The organism is Streptomyces spirodelae, from assembly GCF_017676385.1.
GTDB lineage: Bacteria > Actinomycetota > Actinomycetes > Streptomycetales > Streptomycetaceae > Streptomyces > Streptomyces spirodelae.
In genome coordinates this window covers 15,427-31,259 of the sequence record NZ_JAFFZN010000028.1, presented here as the reverse complement: position 1 = coordinate 31,259, position 15,833 = coordinate 15,427, and the positions used below count along the sequence as shown (strand labels likewise).

Genomic DNA, 15,833 nt, shown 5'->3' with positions numbered 1-15,833 from the left:
CACTTGCGGGTCATCCGCACACGACGCCAACATGATCACCACAGGTGACCGTCCGTGCGGCCGGGTGCTTCATGAGCGACCACCAATGAAACACGCGGGGGCGAGGTCGACCGGGCACTATTGCCGACCTATCACCATGTTCCGTCGGCTGATCAGCGGTGGGGCCGGGTGGCGGGTCGGCGCCGGGTGGCATGGATGGAACCGAGCAGATTGAGGGACTGGGCACTGAGGCTGCCTGGCTCGGCGTGGTAGATGACGAGCTGCTGGCCGGGCGCTTCGCGTACGTCGAAAGCCTGGTAGGTGAGGGTGAGGGGGCCGACGTCCGGGTGGAGGAAGTGTTTGGCGTCCTGGGTCTTGCCGCGCACGGTGTGGGTGTTCCAGAGGCGGGTGAAGTCCGCGCTGTGCTCAGTGAGGGTGCGGACGAGTTCGCGTAGCCGTGGGTTGTCCGGGTCGAATCCGGTTGCCTCGCGAAGGTTGGCGACGGTGGCCTGTGCCGCCCGGTCCCAGTCCGTGTAGAAGTTGCGGCCCGCGGCGTCGAGGAAGGTCATGCGGGCCAGGTTGTCCGCCGGCTCGAACGGGGCGTAGAGGGCATCGGCCAGGGCGTTGAGGGCGAGGAGGTCCAGGGTCCGGCTCATGACGAACGCCGGAGTGTTCGGGTAGCCGTCCATCAGCTGTCGCAGCGAAGGGCTGACCCGCTCGGCGGCGTGGACGGAGGGCTGGTCGTTCGGCGTGGCCCCGGCCAGCCGGTACAAGTGCGCGCGTGCGTCCGCGTCTAGGCGCAGCGCGCGGCTGAGCGCATCGACCACCTGGGGTGAAGGATTGCGCTCGCGGCCTTGTTCCAGGCGGGTGTAATAGTCGGCGTTCACTCCGGCCAGGACGGCGACCTCCTCGCGTCGCAGTCCGGCGACTCTGCGGGCCCCGTAGCTCGCCATGCCGACGTCCTCCGGCCGCAGGCCGGCGCGGCGTGCGCGCAGGAAGTCTCCCAGGTGGTTGTCGTCCATGTGCGCAGGCTAGACGACGGCCCGGTGCGCTGCCTGGGTGTGCCGCACCCAGGCAGCATGCGTCCTGGTTGATGGCCGCTGACCTGCCCAGACTCGGTGGAGCGGGAAGGACCGCACCATTCGAGGAGAGGAGTCCGCCATGGCCGGGACCGTTGAGGGCGACCACGTCGACGTGGCTGGGATGTGGGTGACCGCGGATGGTCACATCCGTCAGGAGCTGCTGCCGGACGGCCGCTACGACGAAGCCCGCGGCGAGCGGCGCAGCGCGTACACCGGTCGGTACACGGTGACCGGCAGCCACCTGGACTACGTCGACGACACCGGGTTCACCGCCACGGGCGACATCCGGGACGGAGTGCTCTACCACGAGGGCCTCGTGCTCTACCGGGAGCAGAAGTCGTCGTAGCGGAGGCCGGGCCACGGCCGCCCTGGCACCGGGGGCGAATCCGCCGTCGGGGGACCAAGAAGCCCCGACACAGCAGCCAGTCAGTCAGCCAGCAGCAACGAGAACCAAGGACCATATCCATGACCGGACAACGACTTGACGGCAAGGTCGCGCTGATCACGGGTGCGACCGGCGGCCTCGGCACAGCGACCGCCGAACTCTTCGCCCGCGAAGGCGCCCGGATAGTGATCACCGATATCGCCGAAGGCCCCTTGCGGGACCTGTCCCACCGGCTCGGGGCACTCGGCGCGGACGTCGTCACCGCCCGCCTCGATGTCTCCTCCGCGCGGGAGTGGGACGAAGTGATCACCGTCGTACGCGACCGGTTCGGAACGCTGGACGTGCTCGTGAACCTCGCCGGCATCCTGGACTGGCCAGGTATCGAGGACACGCGGGAAGAGGCGTGGGACCGCGTCATCGACGTGAACCAGAAAGGCACATGGCTCGGCATGAAGGCGGCGATGCCGCTCCTGCGCGCGAGCGGCAACGCGTCGGTGATCAATACGTCGTCAGTACTCGGCCTGGTAGGAAGCGGTGCGGCTGCGGCCTACCAGGCGTCCAAGGGGGCCGTGCGCCTGTTGAGCAAGACCGCTGCAGTCGAGTACGCCCGGCAGGGAGTACGGATCAACTCGGTGCATCCCGGGGTGATCGCCACGCCGATGATCCAGGACCTCCTGGACGACCGAGGCGACCAGCAGCCGGACATCCAACGCACCCCCATGCGCCGAGCCGGCCGCGCCGACGAGATCGCACCCGCGATCCTCTTCCTGGCCTGCGACGACTCCTCGTTCGTCACCGGCGCGGAGCTGGTGGTCGACGGCGGGCTCACCGCGTACTGAACAACCCAGCCGTACGGCGTCCACATGGGCCTGCCGTGAATGGGTCAACGGCGCGGCCCACCCGGTCCGCGCACCGCACCCCTGCACAGCACTTCAGATGCCCTGCACCGGCACCTGCACTCACCTTCTCCAGGGACCGCACCATGACACCTGCAACCGCATCCGCCGCAACATCCGAATCCACCGAGTTAGCTGGGAAGATCGCCCTCGTCACTGGAGCCGCGCGAGGGGTGGGCCGGGAGACCGTGGCGCTCCTCCTCGCCCGCGGCGCCCGGGTCGTCGCCCTCGACCTCCGCCCCGACGTCACGAACCTGGCGAAAGAATTTCCCGGCGTCGTCGCGACAAACGGTGACATCACCCAGGAGGAGACCGCCCACCGCGCGGTGGGAACGGCTCTGGACGCCTTCGGCGGGCTGGACATCCTCGTGAACAATGCCGGGCGCACCCAGAACAAACCCGTCACCGAAACCACGGCCGAGGACTGGGACACCGTGATGGCGGTCAACGCCCGCGGCTCCTTCTTCTGCGCCCGCGAGGCGTTCCGGGCCATGAAGAGCCGCGGCGGCGGCGCCATCGTCAGCACCGGCTCGTACGCCTCCACCGTCGCCCTGCCCGAAGGCGTCGCCTACAGCGCGTCGAAGGGAGCTCTGGCCCAACTGACCAAGGTGCTCGCCGTCGAGGGCGGCCCACTGGGCATCCGCGCCAACCTCGTGGCCGCGGGCGTCATCGAGACGGACTTCCTCGACACGATCCGCCCCGACAGCCGCGCCTACCTGGCGTCCTTCGCCGCCGCGCAGCCCCTGGGACGTGTGGCGCAACCCGAGGAGATCGCCGAGGTCCTGTGCTTCCTCGCCTCGCCCCGCTCCAGTTTCGTCACGGGAGCCGTGGTCGCAGCTGACGGCGGCTTCACCGCGATCTAGCGACGCATCAGACAGCACATATCTGGTGACCACGGCTTCACCGAACTGTTCAACTGGACCGCCTGCTGCCGAGGCTGATCGCGGGAGTGCAGCGGGGGAAGGCCGGGGGCGCGCCCGAAGCGCACCCCGGCGCGATTCCCCGATGTCTGTGCGCAGACAGCCGAGACTTCTGCGCGCCAAGTGCAGAGCAGCAGCGCGATTGAGCGGGCACGGTTTCGAGGAGTTCTCAGGGACCAGCGGGCGCACTGCGCACCTTCGCGGGGGTTCCGACCCTGCGCCGTGACGGGTGTTCCGTCGCGGTGGTGGCGGGCCCGCAGGGCCGGAACCCTGTCACGCCGCGATTTCAGTGCGAGTGGGTGGTTCGGCACCCTGCCGTGTGCAGGTGATGCCCGCGATGACGGTTGCGGTGCGCAGCAGGTCGCTCAGCGCCCTGCCGTCGAGGCCGGCCAGCTCTCCACGCCGGGCTCCGCCGAGCAGGCCGGCCCGGCCGAGCCAGTCGAGGACGCCGGCGGTGAAGGCGTCACCGGCGCCCACAGTGTCGACCGCCTTCACCGGGGATGCTGGTTGCCGAGCCTCTCCGGCGGCCGTCACGGCCCAGGCGCCGGCGGCGCCGCGGGTGACCACGACGAGTGCCGGTCCCGAGGCGAGCCAGCGGCGGGCCACTTCGGTGTCCTTCTCTCCGGGGTGGAGCCAGGCGACGTCCTCGGAGCTGACCTTGACCACATCCACCATGGCCACCTGCCGTTCGACCCGTGCGACCACCTCGGCCCGTGGTGGCAGCAGGGAGGGGCGGATGTTGGGGTCCAGGGAGAGCGTCACGGCGCCGCGCGTGTGTTCGGCGGCCATGAAGGCTTCGAGGACGTCCGCTCCCGGCGCCAGGGTGGTGGCGAGTGATCCGGTGTGCACAGCCTGGCAGGAGCTGTCCAGCACGGGCAGCTCGTGGAGGTCCCAGGCGATGCGGAAGTCGTAGTCGGCGACCCCCTCGGTGTCGAGGGTGGCGATGGCCAGGCTGGTCGGTTCCTTCGGCCCTGGGAGGATGCGGACGTCGGCACCGCTGCACTCCAGGTGCTCGCGCACCAGCCGGCCGAAGGTGTCGTCGCCGAGGTGTGTGGCCAGCGTGACCTGGTTGCCGAGTCGGGCGAGGCCCACGGCCACGTTGGCCGGACTGCCGCCGGGCAGGGACGCGAATGTGCGCCCTGCGGCGGGTCCGACCAGGTCGATCAGGGATTCGCCGACGACCGTGATCACATCTGCTCCTTCGTTCGGGGCCGCCGGCCGCGGAGGCGTGCCTGCCGTCGGGTACGTCGAGCACGTCGAGCGGCGCGACCGGGGGCGCGACCGGGGGGGCGGGCGCCGGGACGGGGTGTGAGCCCGGAGGGCGCGGGACAGGGCGGGGAAGTGGAGCAACGATAAGTGGCAGAAGAAAATCTCGCAAGATGTGTTAACAAAGGCGTGGTCTGCTGCTAATAATTCAGCCATCGATACCGCGCTCGACACCCCCGAGCCTCCTTCGCACTGCCGTACCCCGCCCTTCTCGGTCGCCTCCCGACCGCACTGCCGCTGAGTCGCATCCCCCGACGTGCGGTGCTGCGGCCGCGGAGCCCGGTCTCCCCTCGCTGGACGGGCGGAGACGCCCCGCCGTCACGGAACCTCTGGGAACCCCGGGTGTTCCGGGAGACCCGAAAGCAGACCCCCACCCGCCGATTCCCCCTCGCCACCACCCGCACGAGAGGTCCCTCGCCATGCCATCGATCAGACGTGCCCTCATCGCAGGCGCAGCCGCCACCGCCCTCCTGGCCACCGCGTGTTCGGGCGCCGGAGCAGGCGGCTCCTCGGGAGAGGCGAAGAGCATCAATGTGCTGATGGTCGGTAACCCGCAGATGGAGGACATCGCCAAGCTGACGAAGGACACGTTCACCAAGGACACCGGCATCAAGGTGAACTTCACGATCCTTCCCGAGAACGAACTGCGCGACAAAGTCACCCAGGACATCGCCTCCCAGGCCGGCCAGTACGACGTCGCCACCGTCGGGGCCTACGAAGTACCCATCTGGCACAAGAACGGCTGGCTGCAAGAGCTCGGCTCCTACGCGGACAAGGACGCGAGCTTCGACAAGGGCGACCTGCTCAAGCCGATGGTGCAGTCGCTGTCGGGCAAGGACGGCAAGCTCTACGCTCTGCCGTTCTACGGCGAGTCGTCCTTCCTGATGTACCGCAAGGACGTCTTCGCCGAGAAGGGCCTGAAGATGCCCGAGCGCCCGACCTGGCATCAGGTGGCGGACCTCGCCGCCAAGGCGGACGGCGCGAAGCCGGGAATGAAGGGCATCTGTCTGCGCGGCCTGCCCGGCTGGGGCGAACTCGGAGCGCCGCTGACGAGCGTGGTCAACACCTTCGGCGGCACCTGGTTCACCAAGGACTGGAAGGCGAAGGTCAACAGCGGCGGTTTCAAGAAGGCCACGAAGTTCTACGTGGACCTGGTCAGGAAGCACGGTGAGGCGGGGGCACCGCAGGCAGGGTTCACCGAGTGCCTGAACGCGATGAGCCAGGGCAAGGTCGCGATGTGGTACGACGCGACCAGCGCGGCCGGGTCGCTGGAGGACGCCAAGTCCAGCAAGGCCGCGGGCAAGATCGGCTATGTCTACGCACCCGTGGAGAAGACCGAGAGCAGCGGCTGGCTGTGGTCCTGGGCGTGGGCGATGCCGAAGACCACCAAGAAGGCCGACGCCGCCTCGAAGTTCATGCTCTGGGCGTCCAGCAAGAAGTACGAGAAGCTCGTCGGCGAGAAGCTCGGCTGGTCGCGGGTCCCCGCGGGGAAGCGGGCCAGCACCTATGAGATACCCCAGTACAAGAAGGCTTCCGCCGCGTTCGGCGACGTCACCCTGAAGTCCATTCAGCAGGCCGACCCGACCGACCCCGGTGTCCAGCCGCGGCCCACCGGCGGCATCCAGTTCGTCGCCATCCCTCAGTTCCAGGACCTCGGGACCAAGGTGACCCAGGAGATCTCCGCCGCAATCGCCGGCAAGACCAGCGTGGACAAGGCCCTCAACGACGGCCAGAAGCTCGCGGAGGACGTCGCGAAGAAACAGAAGTAGGCCGCTCCACAAGCAGGCCGCTTCGCCCCGGCCGGCCGCCCGGTCGGCCGGGGCACCGTCCCCGACCAACCTCCCTCGGTGTCCTCAGAGCCCGGGAGGTGTCCCCATCGGCGAGGAAAGCCCATGACCACGTTCGTCCCTCCCCCCACGAAGACCGACCGACCACCCGCCCGTCCCCTCGCGCTCGCCGGTGCGAAGAAGTGGCGGCGGCGCTTCCCGCTGCTGCCGGCGCTGATCTTCACGATCATCGTCACGCAACTGCCGTTCGTGGCCACGCTCGTCATCTCCGCCTTCCAGTGGAACATCCTGCAGCCGGGCGACCGCCACTTCACCGGACTGTCCAACTACGCCTTCGTCTTCAGCGATGTGCGGCTGCGCTCCGCGGTGCTCAACACCGTCGTGCTCACTGCCTCCGTGGTGATCCTCAGCGTGCTCATCGGTCTGGCACTGGCGCTGCTGCTCGACCGCCGCTTCCTCGGCCGGGGCCTGGCGCGCACCCTGCTCACCGCGCCCTTCCTGGTGATGCCGGTGGCCGGTGCCCTGCTGTGGAAGCACGCCCTCTACAACCCTGACTACGGGCTCTTCAACGGCATCCTGAACGCCGTCTACCGGTTCTTCGGCGCCGACAACGGCCCCTCCGTCGACTGGGTGTCGAACCTCCCCATGCCCGCACTGGTGATCGCGCTGGTGTGGCAGTGGACTCCGTTCATGATGCTCATCCTGCTGGCCGGCCTGCAGGCCCAGCCCGGTGATGTGCTCGAGGCCGCCCGGGTCGACGGGGCCTCGGCGTTGCAGACCTTCACCCACATCACGCTGCCCCACCTGCGGCGGTACATCGAGCTGGGCATCGTGCTGGGCAGCATCTTCGTGGTGCAGACCTTCGACGCGGTCTTCACCATCACCCAGGGCGGGCCGGGCTCCAGAACCACCAATCTGCCCTACGAGATCTATCTGACCACGTTCCGCAAGTTCGAGTACGGCCAGGCCGCTGCGGCCGGCGTCGTCGTGGTGATCGGCTCGATCGTCATCGCGACGCTCGCCCTGCGCACCGTCGCCTCCCTGTTCCGTGAGGAGGAGGTGTCCCGATGACCGCACAGGCGACCGCCCCGGCAGCATCCGGCACCGTTGTCCGAAGAGTTCTGCGCCGTCGCCGTCATGACGATCCCGGCCAGGACCCGCGCCTTTCACCGCTGTGGACCTTTGTCGCGTGGCTCGCCACCCTGGCCTTCTTCGCCCCGGTGGCCTGGATGGTGCTCACCTCCTTCCACCAGGAGGCAGACGCCGCGACCAACCCGCCCAGCCCCTTGGCGCCCTTCACCCTGGACCAGTACACGCTCCTGCTGGAGCGGGACATCACCCCTTACCTGATCAATTCGGGCATGGCCAGTGTCTTCTCGACCCTGCTGGTGCTCGTTCTGGCGGTGCCCGCGGCCTACGCGCTGTCCATCAAGCCGGTCGAGAAGTGGACCGACGTGATGTTCTTCTTCCTGTCGACGAAGTTCCTCCCGCTGATCGCGGCGCTGCTGCCGGTCTACATGATCGTCAAAGACGCCGGGATGCTGGACAACATATGGACGCTAGTCATCCTCTACACCGGGATGAACCTGCCGATCGCCGTCTGGATGATGCGGTCGTTCCTCGCCGAGGTACCCAAGGAGATCCTGGAGGCGGCCGAGGTGGACGGTGCCGGACTGCCCACCGTGCTGCTGCGGGTCGTGGCCCCCGTCGCCATGCCCGGACTCGCCGCCACCTCGCTGATCTGCTTCATCTTCAGCTGGAACGAGTTCATGTTCGCGGTCAACCTCACCGCGACGAAGGCGTCCACCGCGCCCGTGTTCCTGGTCGGCTTCATCACCAACGAGGGCCTCTTCCTGGCCCGGCTGTGCGCGGCGGCCACCTTGGTGTCGCTGCCCGTCCTGATCGCCGGGTTCGCGGCACAGGACAAGCTGGTGCGCGGCCTGTCCCTGGGAGCCGTCAAGTGAGGGCCGCCGTGATCGCCGCGCCCGGCAAGGTCGAGCTCGCAGTCGTCGAGGACCCGGCACCCGGTCCCCGCGAGGTCGTCATCCAGGTGGCCGCGACCGGGCTGTGCGGCACCGATCTGCACATCCTGCGAGGCCGGCACGCGCCCCGCCTGCCCCTCGTTCCCGGCCACGAGTTCGCCGGGCAGGTTGTCGCGGTCGGTACGGCCGTCACAGAGGTGGCCGTGGGAGCGCGGGTCGCGGCCGATCCGAACCTGTACTGCTCCGAGTGCCGCTACTGCCGCCTCGGGCGCAACAACCTGTGCGAGCGGTACGCGGCCATCGGCGTCACCCACTCCGGCGCCGCCGCCGAGTTCGTGGCCGCGCCCGTCGCCAACTGCGTCATCCTGCCCGACGGCGTACGCACCGAGGACGCGGCGCTGATCGAGCCGCTGTCCTGTGCGGTGCACGGCTACGACGTGCTGCGCACCCGCCTCGCCTCCCACGTCCTCGTGTACGGCGCCGGAACCATGGGTCTGATGATGCTCCGACTCGCCCAGACCACTGGTGCCGCACGGGTCGACGTGATCGATGTCAACGCAGAACGCCTGGCTGCAGCAGTGCAGTTGGGCTGCTCCTCCGCCGCCCCGTCCGCCGACGAGCTCGACCCGCCGCCCTGCGGCTGGGACCTGGTCGTCGACGTCACCGGCAACGTCGAGGCCATCCAGGACGCCCTCGGGCGAGTGGGCAAGGGCGGTACCTACCTGCAGTTCGGCGTCGCCGACCACACGGCGCGGGCGACCATCGAGCCGTACCGGATCTGCGACCAGGAGATCACGATCACCGGCTCGATGGCCGTCCTGCACAGCTTCGAACGTGCAGCAGACCTGTTCGCCACCGGCGTCATCGACCCGGACGTCTTCATCAGCGACCGTCTCCCCCTGACGGGGTTCCCGGAAGCGATCGCCCGCTTCCAGGCGAGCACCGGCCGCAAGATCCTGATCCAGCCCGGTCTCGCCACCACGTGAACTCCCCAGCCGAACGGAAGGCCATCATGTCCCAGCACATCCGCCGCGTGCTCGTCCGCTCCCTCGACGACATCACCATCGAGCAGGTGTCGGCGCCCGTACCGGGGAGCGGCGAACTTCTGGTCCGTACGACGGTCGTCGGCGTGTGCGGCTCCGACACCCATGCCGCGGCCGGTCACCACCCGTTCATCGACCTGCCCTACCGCCCCGGCCACGAGGCGGTCGGCGTGGTGGCCGGTGCGGGGGAGGGGGCACAGGGTTTCGCCCCGGGTGACCGGGTGATCATCGAACCGAACCTGTACTGCGGTGCATGCACTCAGTGCCGCTCCGGCCGCTACAACATCTGCCAGGAGCTGAAGGTGTTCGGCTGCCAGACGCCCGGCGCCATGACGGATCTGTTCACCATCGCCGCCGGCCGAGTCCACCGCGTACCCGACAGCATGACCGACATCGAGGCCGCGCTGGTCGAGCCGCTGGCCACTCCTGTGCACGCCGTGGTGAAGGCCGGCGACCTCACCGGCCGCACCGTCGCCGTCCTCGGCGCCGGCCCCATCGGTCTGCTCACCCTCGTCGCCGCCCGGCACGCCGGAGCAGCCGCGATCGCCGTCACCGACCCACTGGAGACCAAGCGGGACCGGGCGCTGCGCCTCGGTGCCGCAGCGGCCCTGCCCGCCCACGCCCCCGACCTGCCCGTACGGGTCCGCTCCGCACTCGGCGGGCCCGTCGATGTCGTCTTCGATTGCGTGGCCCGGGAGCAGTCCATGGCCCAGGCCGTCGACCTGGTGGCCAAGGGTGGCCATGTCGTCGTCGTGGGCGTGGGTGCCGCAGGTACGACCCCGATCCGCCTGGACCTGGTCCAGGACCGGGAGATCCGCATCGAAGGGACCCTGATGTACACGGCCGAGGACTACCGCACCGCCATCTCGCTCATCACCTCCGGCGCCGTCGACTCCGATGAGATCGTCACCGCCACCTACGGTCTGGAGGAGGCGGGCAAGGCGTTCGCCTCCGCACTGGACCCGGAACATGTGAAGGTCCTGGTGACCGTGGCGGGCCGGTAGCGGTGCACCGGCACCCGGGCCGGTCTCCCCGGGCGGGGAAGACCGGCCGCGGGCTCGCGGCCCTGTGCGAGACTGCGAAGCCGTAATCGTCCGCCCGGCCCGGCCCGGCCGGAGCCGGACGCATACGCACACGCACAGGCGCTCCACAGGTGAAGGGAAGGGGGACCGCAGTGCCCGCCAGGACACGGCTGTCGCAGGCCGCTGTCGAGAAGCGACGTCAGGCCGTTCTGCGGTACGTCGTCGATCACGGTGAGATCCGCATCGACGACCTTGCCGAGCACTTCGACGTCAGTCTGATGACGATGCACCGCGACCTCGACGACCTCGCCAAGCGCGATCTGCTCCGCAAGGAGCGGGGCAGGGCCGTCGCCTTCCCCGCGCTCACCATGGAAACCGCCACCCGTTTCCGTGAGGGCGCCGCCCTGCAGGACAAGACGGCCCTGTGCGCGGCGGCCGTCGACCGCATCGAGCCCGGCAGCACGGTGCTCATGGACGACTCCACCACCCTCTACCCCCTGGCCGCTGCCCTTGCCCGACTCGACCAGCTCACCGTTGTCACCAACTCGGTGGGCCTGGCGCAGCGTCTGGGGGCCGCACCCGGGGTGGACGTGACCCTGCTCGGCGGGCGCTTTCACGGGGACTTCAATTCCTGCACCGGCCCCGCGGTCACGCGTGCCCTCTCCCGGATAAACGCCGACCTGGCCCTGATGTCCGCCACCGCCATCCGCACCGGCCAGCTGTTCCATCCCTTGAACGAGTACGCCGAAGTCAAGCTGGCCATGCTCGACTCCGCGGAGCGGGCCCTGCTTCTGGCAGACCATTCGAAATTCGGTAAAACCGCCACATACGGCTACGGCACCGTGGCCGACTACGAGACGGTCATCACCGACTCCCGAACCCCTGAAGCGGAGGTCGCGGCCGTGCGCGGATTCGGAGTCGCAGTCGAGGTGATCGACCGCGGAGAACCCGGCACGTGATACGGACACTTTTCGAAACGCCCAGCACCTACCGCCCCACCGCTGCGGAGATGGCCGCTCCGCCCCCGGAGGTCGAAGCGGTGCTGTTCGACTTCAGCAACACGATCTTCCAGATGATCGACCTGGAGACGTGGCTGCGGCGGGTCGGGGAGACCTCGGGCCGCCTCGCCTTGCTGGACGAACCCGGCGCGGTGGCAGAGATATCCCGGCAACTGCGCGAGGCGTTCCGGCTGCCCGCCGTCGTCGCCCTCCAGGAAGGCCGGGACCTGTCTCCCGAACGGCACCGCCTCGCCATGATCGGATGGTGGCGGCACGCGGACTTCCTGCGCGGCGCGGAAGAGGACGCCTACCGGCAGCTCACCGCGCCGGACGCCTGGATTCCCTACCCCGACACCGGACCCACCCTGTACGCGCTGCGTGATCGCGGCCTGCGCATCGGCATCGTGAGCGACTTCGCCTGGGACCTGCGGACCCACCTCGCCCACCACGGGCTGGAGGACCTGTTCGACGGCTGCGTCATCTCCTACGAGCAGGGCCGCGAGAAACCCGACGCCCAACTGTTCCTCAAAGCGTGCGCCGGCCTCGGAGCCGACCCCCGCGCCACGCTCATGGTCGGCGACAATCCGGTCCGCGACGGCGGCGCGGCCGCCTGCGGACTGCGCACCTACATTCTCCCCGCCGAGAACCGCACCGGCGAACGCGGTCTGTCCGACGTCCTCCGGCTCGTGACCTGACAGCCACCTCCGCCCGGTCGCCACCGCGCGGTACAGCCCCCACGGGGCAGCGCAGCCGTCCGGTGGGCCGGTGGCGGTCAGGCCGATCAGGGTCGCCACGATCCCGCAGCACGGTCCGGTTGCGTCCCTCTCCCCGCCGCCGTCTTCGCAGCCCCGTTGCAGGGCTGCGAAGACAGCAATCGGGGGCGTCTGCCCCGCACTTCGGCTACCGCCGCAGCCACACCGCCTGGTCCGGGGCCAGCCTGCCCGCTTCCAGATCGCCGCTGGCCAGCAGCACGGCCTCGTGCTCCGGCAGAGGGCACGGCTCGGACGAGAGGTTCACCACGCAGGCGAAACCCGGCTCACGGCTGAAGGCGAGCACCCCCGCGGGCGCGTCCAGCCACCGCAGGTCCCCCTCGCCGAGTGCGTCGTGCTCGCGCCGCAGGTGCAGCGCCCGGCGGTACAGCTCCAGCATGGAGGAACCGTCACCGGTCTGCGCCTCGACGCTGTAGCTCTCCCACCCCGTCGGCTGCGGCAGCCAGGGCTCGCCGGTGGCGTCCCGGGGGCTGAAGCCGTACGGGGCGCTCTGCCCGGCCCACGGAATCGGCACGCGGCAGCCGTCCCGGCTGATGCCGGAGCGCTTCCAGCTGGGGTCCTGGAGCGCCTCCTCGGGCAGGTCCTCCACTTCGGGCAGGCCGAGCTCCTCACCCTGGTAGATGTAGGCGCCCCCGGGGAGGGAGAGCATCAGCAGCGCCGCCGCGCGGGCGCGTCGGGTACCGAGTTCGAGATCGAGCGGCCCCTCGGGCCGGTAGGGTTCATTGGCCACCCACTGCTTCACCACCTTGCGGCCCAGGCGGCTCGGGTGGCGCATCACATCGTGATTGGACAGGACCCAGGTGGTCGGGGCGCCGACGGCTCCGAGCGAGGCGAGCGAAGTGTCGATGACCTCCCGCAGCCGGCCGGCATCCCAGGGGGTCATCATGAAGTCGAAGTTGAACGCGGTGTGCAGGCCGTCCTGGCGGACGTAGCGTGCGAGCCGCTCGGTATCCGGGGCCCAGGCTTCGGCGACGAACTTCCGTTCGCCGGGGTACTCCTCGGCCACGCGCCGCCAGGCGCGGTAGACCTCGTGCACCTCGTCGCGATCCCAGTAAGGGTGGCCCACCGGCTGCTGCCCGGCCTCGGCGCGCGGCTCCTGGCCCGGCTGCAGGTCGGAAAGTTCGGGGTCCTTGATCAGACCGTGCGCCACATCGATGCGGAAGCCGTCCACGCCGCGGCTGAACCAGAACCGCAGCACGTCCTCGAACTCGGCCCGTACCTCGGGATGCTCCCAGTTGAGGTCCGGCTGCTCGGGTGCGAACAGATGCAGGTACCACTGCCCGTCCTCCAGCCGGGTCCAGGCCGCTCCGCCGAAGCAGGACTGCCAGTCGTTGGGCGGTTCGGCGCCGTCAGGGCCACGTCCTTCCCTGAATATGTAGCGCTCCCGCTCCGGACTGCCGGGGCCGGCGGCCAGCGCGGCCCGGAACCACTCGTGCCGGTCGGAGGTGTGGTTGGGCACGATGTCCGGGATGACCCGGAGCCCGTGCCGGTGGGCCTCCTCGATCAGCTGCTCCGCCTCGGCGACGCTGCCGAACAGCGGGTCGATCTTCCTGTAGTCCGCCACGTCGTATCCGTGGTCGGCCATCGGCGAGACGTACCAGGGGTTGATCCAGATGGCGTCGATGCCGAGCGAGGCGAGGTAGGGCAGCCGGGAGCGGATGCCGGCGATGTCGCCGACTCCGTCGCCGTCGCCGTCGGCGAAGCTGCGGATGTAAACCTGGTAGATGACGGCGTCGCGCCACCAGGGCGTGTTGCGAGGCATGCTGTTGCCTACTCCTTGGTTATCAGGGAATCGGTGCGGGCAGGGCTACTTGGCCGCACCGGAGGTGAGTCCGGCGACGATCCGGCGCTGGAAGACGATGACCATGATCACCAGCGGAATGGTGACCACTACGCCTGCTGCCATCTGACTGCCGAACGGTGTTTCGAACTGAGTGGCCCCGGAGAACTTGGAGATCGCCACGGGGGCGGTCTGCATGTCCGGTTCGTTGGCCATCGTGAGAGCGATGAGGAACTCGTTCCAGGCGCAGATGAAGGTGATGATCGCGGTGGTGAACAGACCGGGCGCGGCCAGCGGCACGATGACCTTGCGGAAGGCCTGGCCGCGGGTGCAGCCATCCACCATGGCGGCCTGTTCGAGCTCCATGGGCATCTGGCGGAAGAAGGTGGTCAGGTTCCACACGGCGAGCGGCAGCGCGAAGGACATGCTGGGCACGATCATCGCCTGGTAGGTGTTGATCCAGCCGATACCGGTGAACACCTTCAGCAGCGGGACCACGATCGACACCACGGGGAACATCGACGTGGCGATGATGACAGTGAGTACCAGGCGCTTGAAGGGGAAGGACAAGCGCGCCATCGCGTAGGCCGTGAAGGTCGCCAGAACAAGGGCCAGCAGGGTGGTGGTGCCGGCCACGACAATACTGTTGAGCAGGGCCCGGGTGAACTCCTGGGAGGGATCGAGGATCGCGCGGTAGTTCTCGAAGGAGATGCGGGTGGGAATCGGCGTGTTCTGGAAGATGTCGGAGGTACGCCGCAGGCTGGAGACCAGCATCCAGTAGAACGGTGCGAGGCAGTAGCCCACGACCAGGATGATCCCCGCGTACGGCAGCCACTTGCGGACCCGTGCTGTGACCGTCATGCCGTCAGCCCCTTCCGGCGCCGTACCGCCCACCTGCGGCCCCGCTTGGGAGCGTCGCTCTCCCCGACGAGGTCGGTGCCCAGCAGCCTGACGAAGGCCATTGCTATGAGGAAGACGTAGAGGAACAGCAGCACCGCGTAGGCCGAGGCCGGTCCGAAGTGCACATTGGCGGCCTCGTCCTGAGCCAGCATCGACAGGGTCTCCACCGAGTGTTTGTGAGCGCCGATCAGAACGTACGGCAGGTCGAACATGCGCAGCGCGTCCAGGGTGCGGAAGAGCACTGCGACCAGCAGTGCGGGCCTCACCAGCGGCAGGGTGATGTGCCACAGTTGGCGCAGCGAGTTGGCCCCGTCGATCCTGGCCGCCTCGTAAACCTCCCTGGGGATCACCTGCAGTCCGGCGAGTACCAACAGGCCGATGAACGGTGCGGTCTTCCACACTTCGGCGATGATGACCGCGACCTGGGCGTGGAAGCCCTCGGTGGTCCACAGGATCTGCTGCCCGAGGATCTCATTGGCCACACCGTGGCTGTTGAAGATCCAGCGCCACAGCAGACCGGAGATGGCCGTGGGGATCGACCAGGGGATCAGAATGCTGGCCCGTACCAGGAACCGTCCCCTGAACGCCTTGTGCATGATCAGCGCCATCGCCACACCGATCACCGTCTCCAGTGCGACCGTGGTGACAGTGAAGAAGGACGTGTTCCAGAAAGCGTTCCAGAACCGCTCGCCGGCGGGCGAGAAGATGTCGGCGTAGTTCTGCCCGCCCACGAACGGCGCGGTCTTGTTCAGGAAGCCCGTCTCCGGGTCCAGGCCGGCCTTGCCGTAGAAGGATTCCTTGAAGGCCACGATCGTCGGGTAGAGCACGACGAGGGCCAGCACCAGCAGGGTGGGGGAGATCAGGAGCGCCGCCATCCCGCCGGAGCCCGCTGTGGCCCGGGGCCGGCGCCGTCGGCAGCGCGACGGGCCGGCGGATCGGTCTCCGCGCCGGCCCGCGGAGGGCGAGCGTGCGCCTTGCTCCTCCGTCCCGGCAGGCCCTCCGGGGGCCGAGTGGGTCTTCACC

At 69.0% G+C, this 15,833-nt stretch carries 15 protein-coding genes; 10 read left to right on the top strand and 5 right to left on the bottom strand.

Annotated elements, in window-relative coordinates; all coding sequences use genetic code 11:
• Window positions 1–152: 152 nt before the first annotated feature.
• Entirely contained in the window at window positions 153–1,001 is an 849-nt protein-coding gene (locus JW592_RS25875; protein ID WP_209267643.1) for a helix-turn-helix transcriptional regulator, read from the bottom strand.
• 139 nt (window positions 1,002–1,140) lie between these two features.
• Here JW592_RS25875 and JW592_RS25870 point away from each other — a divergent pair, with 139 nt between their 5' ends.
• The 3 genes from JW592_RS25870 to JW592_RS25860 all read left to right on the top strand — a co-directional run bounded on the left by JW592_RS25870 (window position 1,141) and on the right by JW592_RS25860 (window position 3,205).
• Window positions 1,141–1,407 carry an Atu4866 domain-containing protein gene (locus JW592_RS25870; RefSeq protein WP_209267642.1) on the top strand — a complete coding sequence of 89 codons (267 nt, stop codon included), beginning with the start codon at window positions 1,141–1,143 and terminating at the stop codon, window positions 1,405–1,407.
• 119 nt (window positions 1,408–1,526) lie between these two features.
• Window positions 1,527–2,285 carry an SDR family NAD(P)-dependent oxidoreductase gene (locus tag JW592_RS25865; protein WP_209267641.1) on the top strand — a complete coding sequence of 253 codons (759 nt, stop codon included), beginning with the start codon at window positions 1,527–1,529 and terminating at the stop codon, window positions 2,283–2,285.
• 143 nt (window positions 2,286–2,428) lie between these two features.
• Window positions 2,429–3,205, top strand: a complete 777-nt coding sequence (locus tag JW592_RS25860) for an SDR family NAD(P)-dependent oxidoreductase (RefSeq protein ID WP_209267640.1) — start codon at window positions 2,429–2,431, stop codon at window positions 3,203–3,205.
• A 330-nt stretch (window positions 3,206–3,535) separates the two neighbouring features.
• Here JW592_RS25860 and JW592_RS25855 read toward each other — a convergent pair whose 3' ends face one another.
• Window positions 3,536–4,453 (bottom strand): carbohydrate kinase family protein, encoded by a 918-nt coding sequence (locus JW592_RS25855; RefSeq protein ID WP_307805548.1) that lies wholly within the window; start codon window positions 4,451–4,453, stop codon window positions 3,536–3,538.
• A 494-nt stretch (window positions 4,454–4,947) separates the two neighbouring features.
• Here JW592_RS25855 and JW592_RS25850 point away from each other — a divergent pair, with 494 nt between their 5' ends.
• From JW592_RS25850 to JW592_RS25820, 7 genes are all read left to right on the top strand, one after another.
• The gene (locus JW592_RS25850; protein ID WP_209267639.1) at window positions 4,948–6,297 is read left to right on the top strand and encodes an ABC transporter substrate-binding protein; all 1,350 of its coding nucleotides are present in this window, start codon (window positions 4,948–4,950) and stop codon (window positions 6,295–6,297) included.
• 123 nt (window positions 6,298–6,420) lie between these two features.
• Entirely contained in the window at window positions 6,421–7,386 is a 966-nt protein-coding gene (locus tag JW592_RS25845; RefSeq protein ID WP_209267638.1) for a carbohydrate ABC transporter permease, read from the top strand.
• On the top strand, window positions 7,383–8,279 hold the full coding sequence (locus JW592_RS25840) for a carbohydrate ABC transporter permease (protein WP_209267637.1): 897 nt from the start codon (window positions 7,383–7,385) through the stop codon (window positions 8,277–8,279). The genes JW592_RS25845 and JW592_RS25840 overlap by 4 nt, the downstream gene beginning before the upstream one ends.
• Window positions 8,276–9,283 (top strand): zinc-dependent alcohol dehydrogenase family protein, encoded by a 1,008-nt coding sequence (locus tag JW592_RS25835; RefSeq protein ID WP_209267636.1) that lies wholly within the window; start codon window positions 8,276–8,278, stop codon window positions 9,281–9,283. Before JW592_RS25840 ends, JW592_RS25835 begins: the two co-directional genes overlap by 4 nt.
• A 26-nt stretch (window positions 9,284–9,309) precedes the next feature.
• Complete coding sequence (locus JW592_RS25830) at window positions 9,310–10,344, top strand: zinc-dependent alcohol dehydrogenase (protein WP_209267635.1); 1,035 nt, start codon at window positions 9,310–9,312, stop codon at window positions 10,342–10,344.
• A gap of 170 nt (window positions 10,345–10,514) precedes the next feature.
• Window positions 10,515–11,321, top strand: a complete 807-nt coding sequence (locus JW592_RS25825) for a DeoR/GlpR family DNA-binding transcription regulator (RefSeq protein ID WP_209267634.1) — start codon at window positions 10,515–10,517, stop codon at window positions 11,319–11,321.
• Window positions 11,318–12,055, top strand: a complete 738-nt coding sequence (locus tag JW592_RS25820) for an HAD family hydrolase (RefSeq protein WP_209267633.1) — start codon at window positions 11,318–11,320, stop codon at window positions 12,053–12,055. Before JW592_RS25825 ends, JW592_RS25820 begins: the two co-directional genes overlap by 4 nt.
• Window positions 12,056–12,260: 205 nt before the next feature.
• Here the strand turns inward: JW592_RS25820 and JW592_RS25815 are convergent, their stop codons facing one another.
• The 3 genes from JW592_RS25815 to JW592_RS25805 are packed head-to-tail and all read right to left on the bottom strand — an operon-like array spanning window position 12,261 to window position 15,685.
• A complete protein-coding gene (locus JW592_RS25815) occupies window positions 12,261–13,892 on the bottom strand; it encodes a glycoside hydrolase family 13 protein (RefSeq protein ID WP_209267632.1) in 1,632 nt (543 codons plus the stop codon).
• Between the two features lie 45 nt (window positions 13,893–13,937).
• A complete protein-coding gene (locus JW592_RS25810; RefSeq protein WP_209267631.1) occupies window positions 13,938–14,771 on the bottom strand; it encodes a carbohydrate ABC transporter permease in 834 nt (277 codons plus the stop codon).
• Window positions 14,768–15,685 (bottom strand): carbohydrate ABC transporter permease, encoded by a 918-nt coding sequence (locus tag JW592_RS25805; protein ID WP_229376867.1) that lies wholly within the window; start codon window positions 15,683–15,685, stop codon window positions 14,768–14,770. Before JW592_RS25805 ends, JW592_RS25810 begins: the two co-directional genes overlap by 4 nt.
• Window positions 15,686–15,833: the final 148 nt, after the last annotated feature.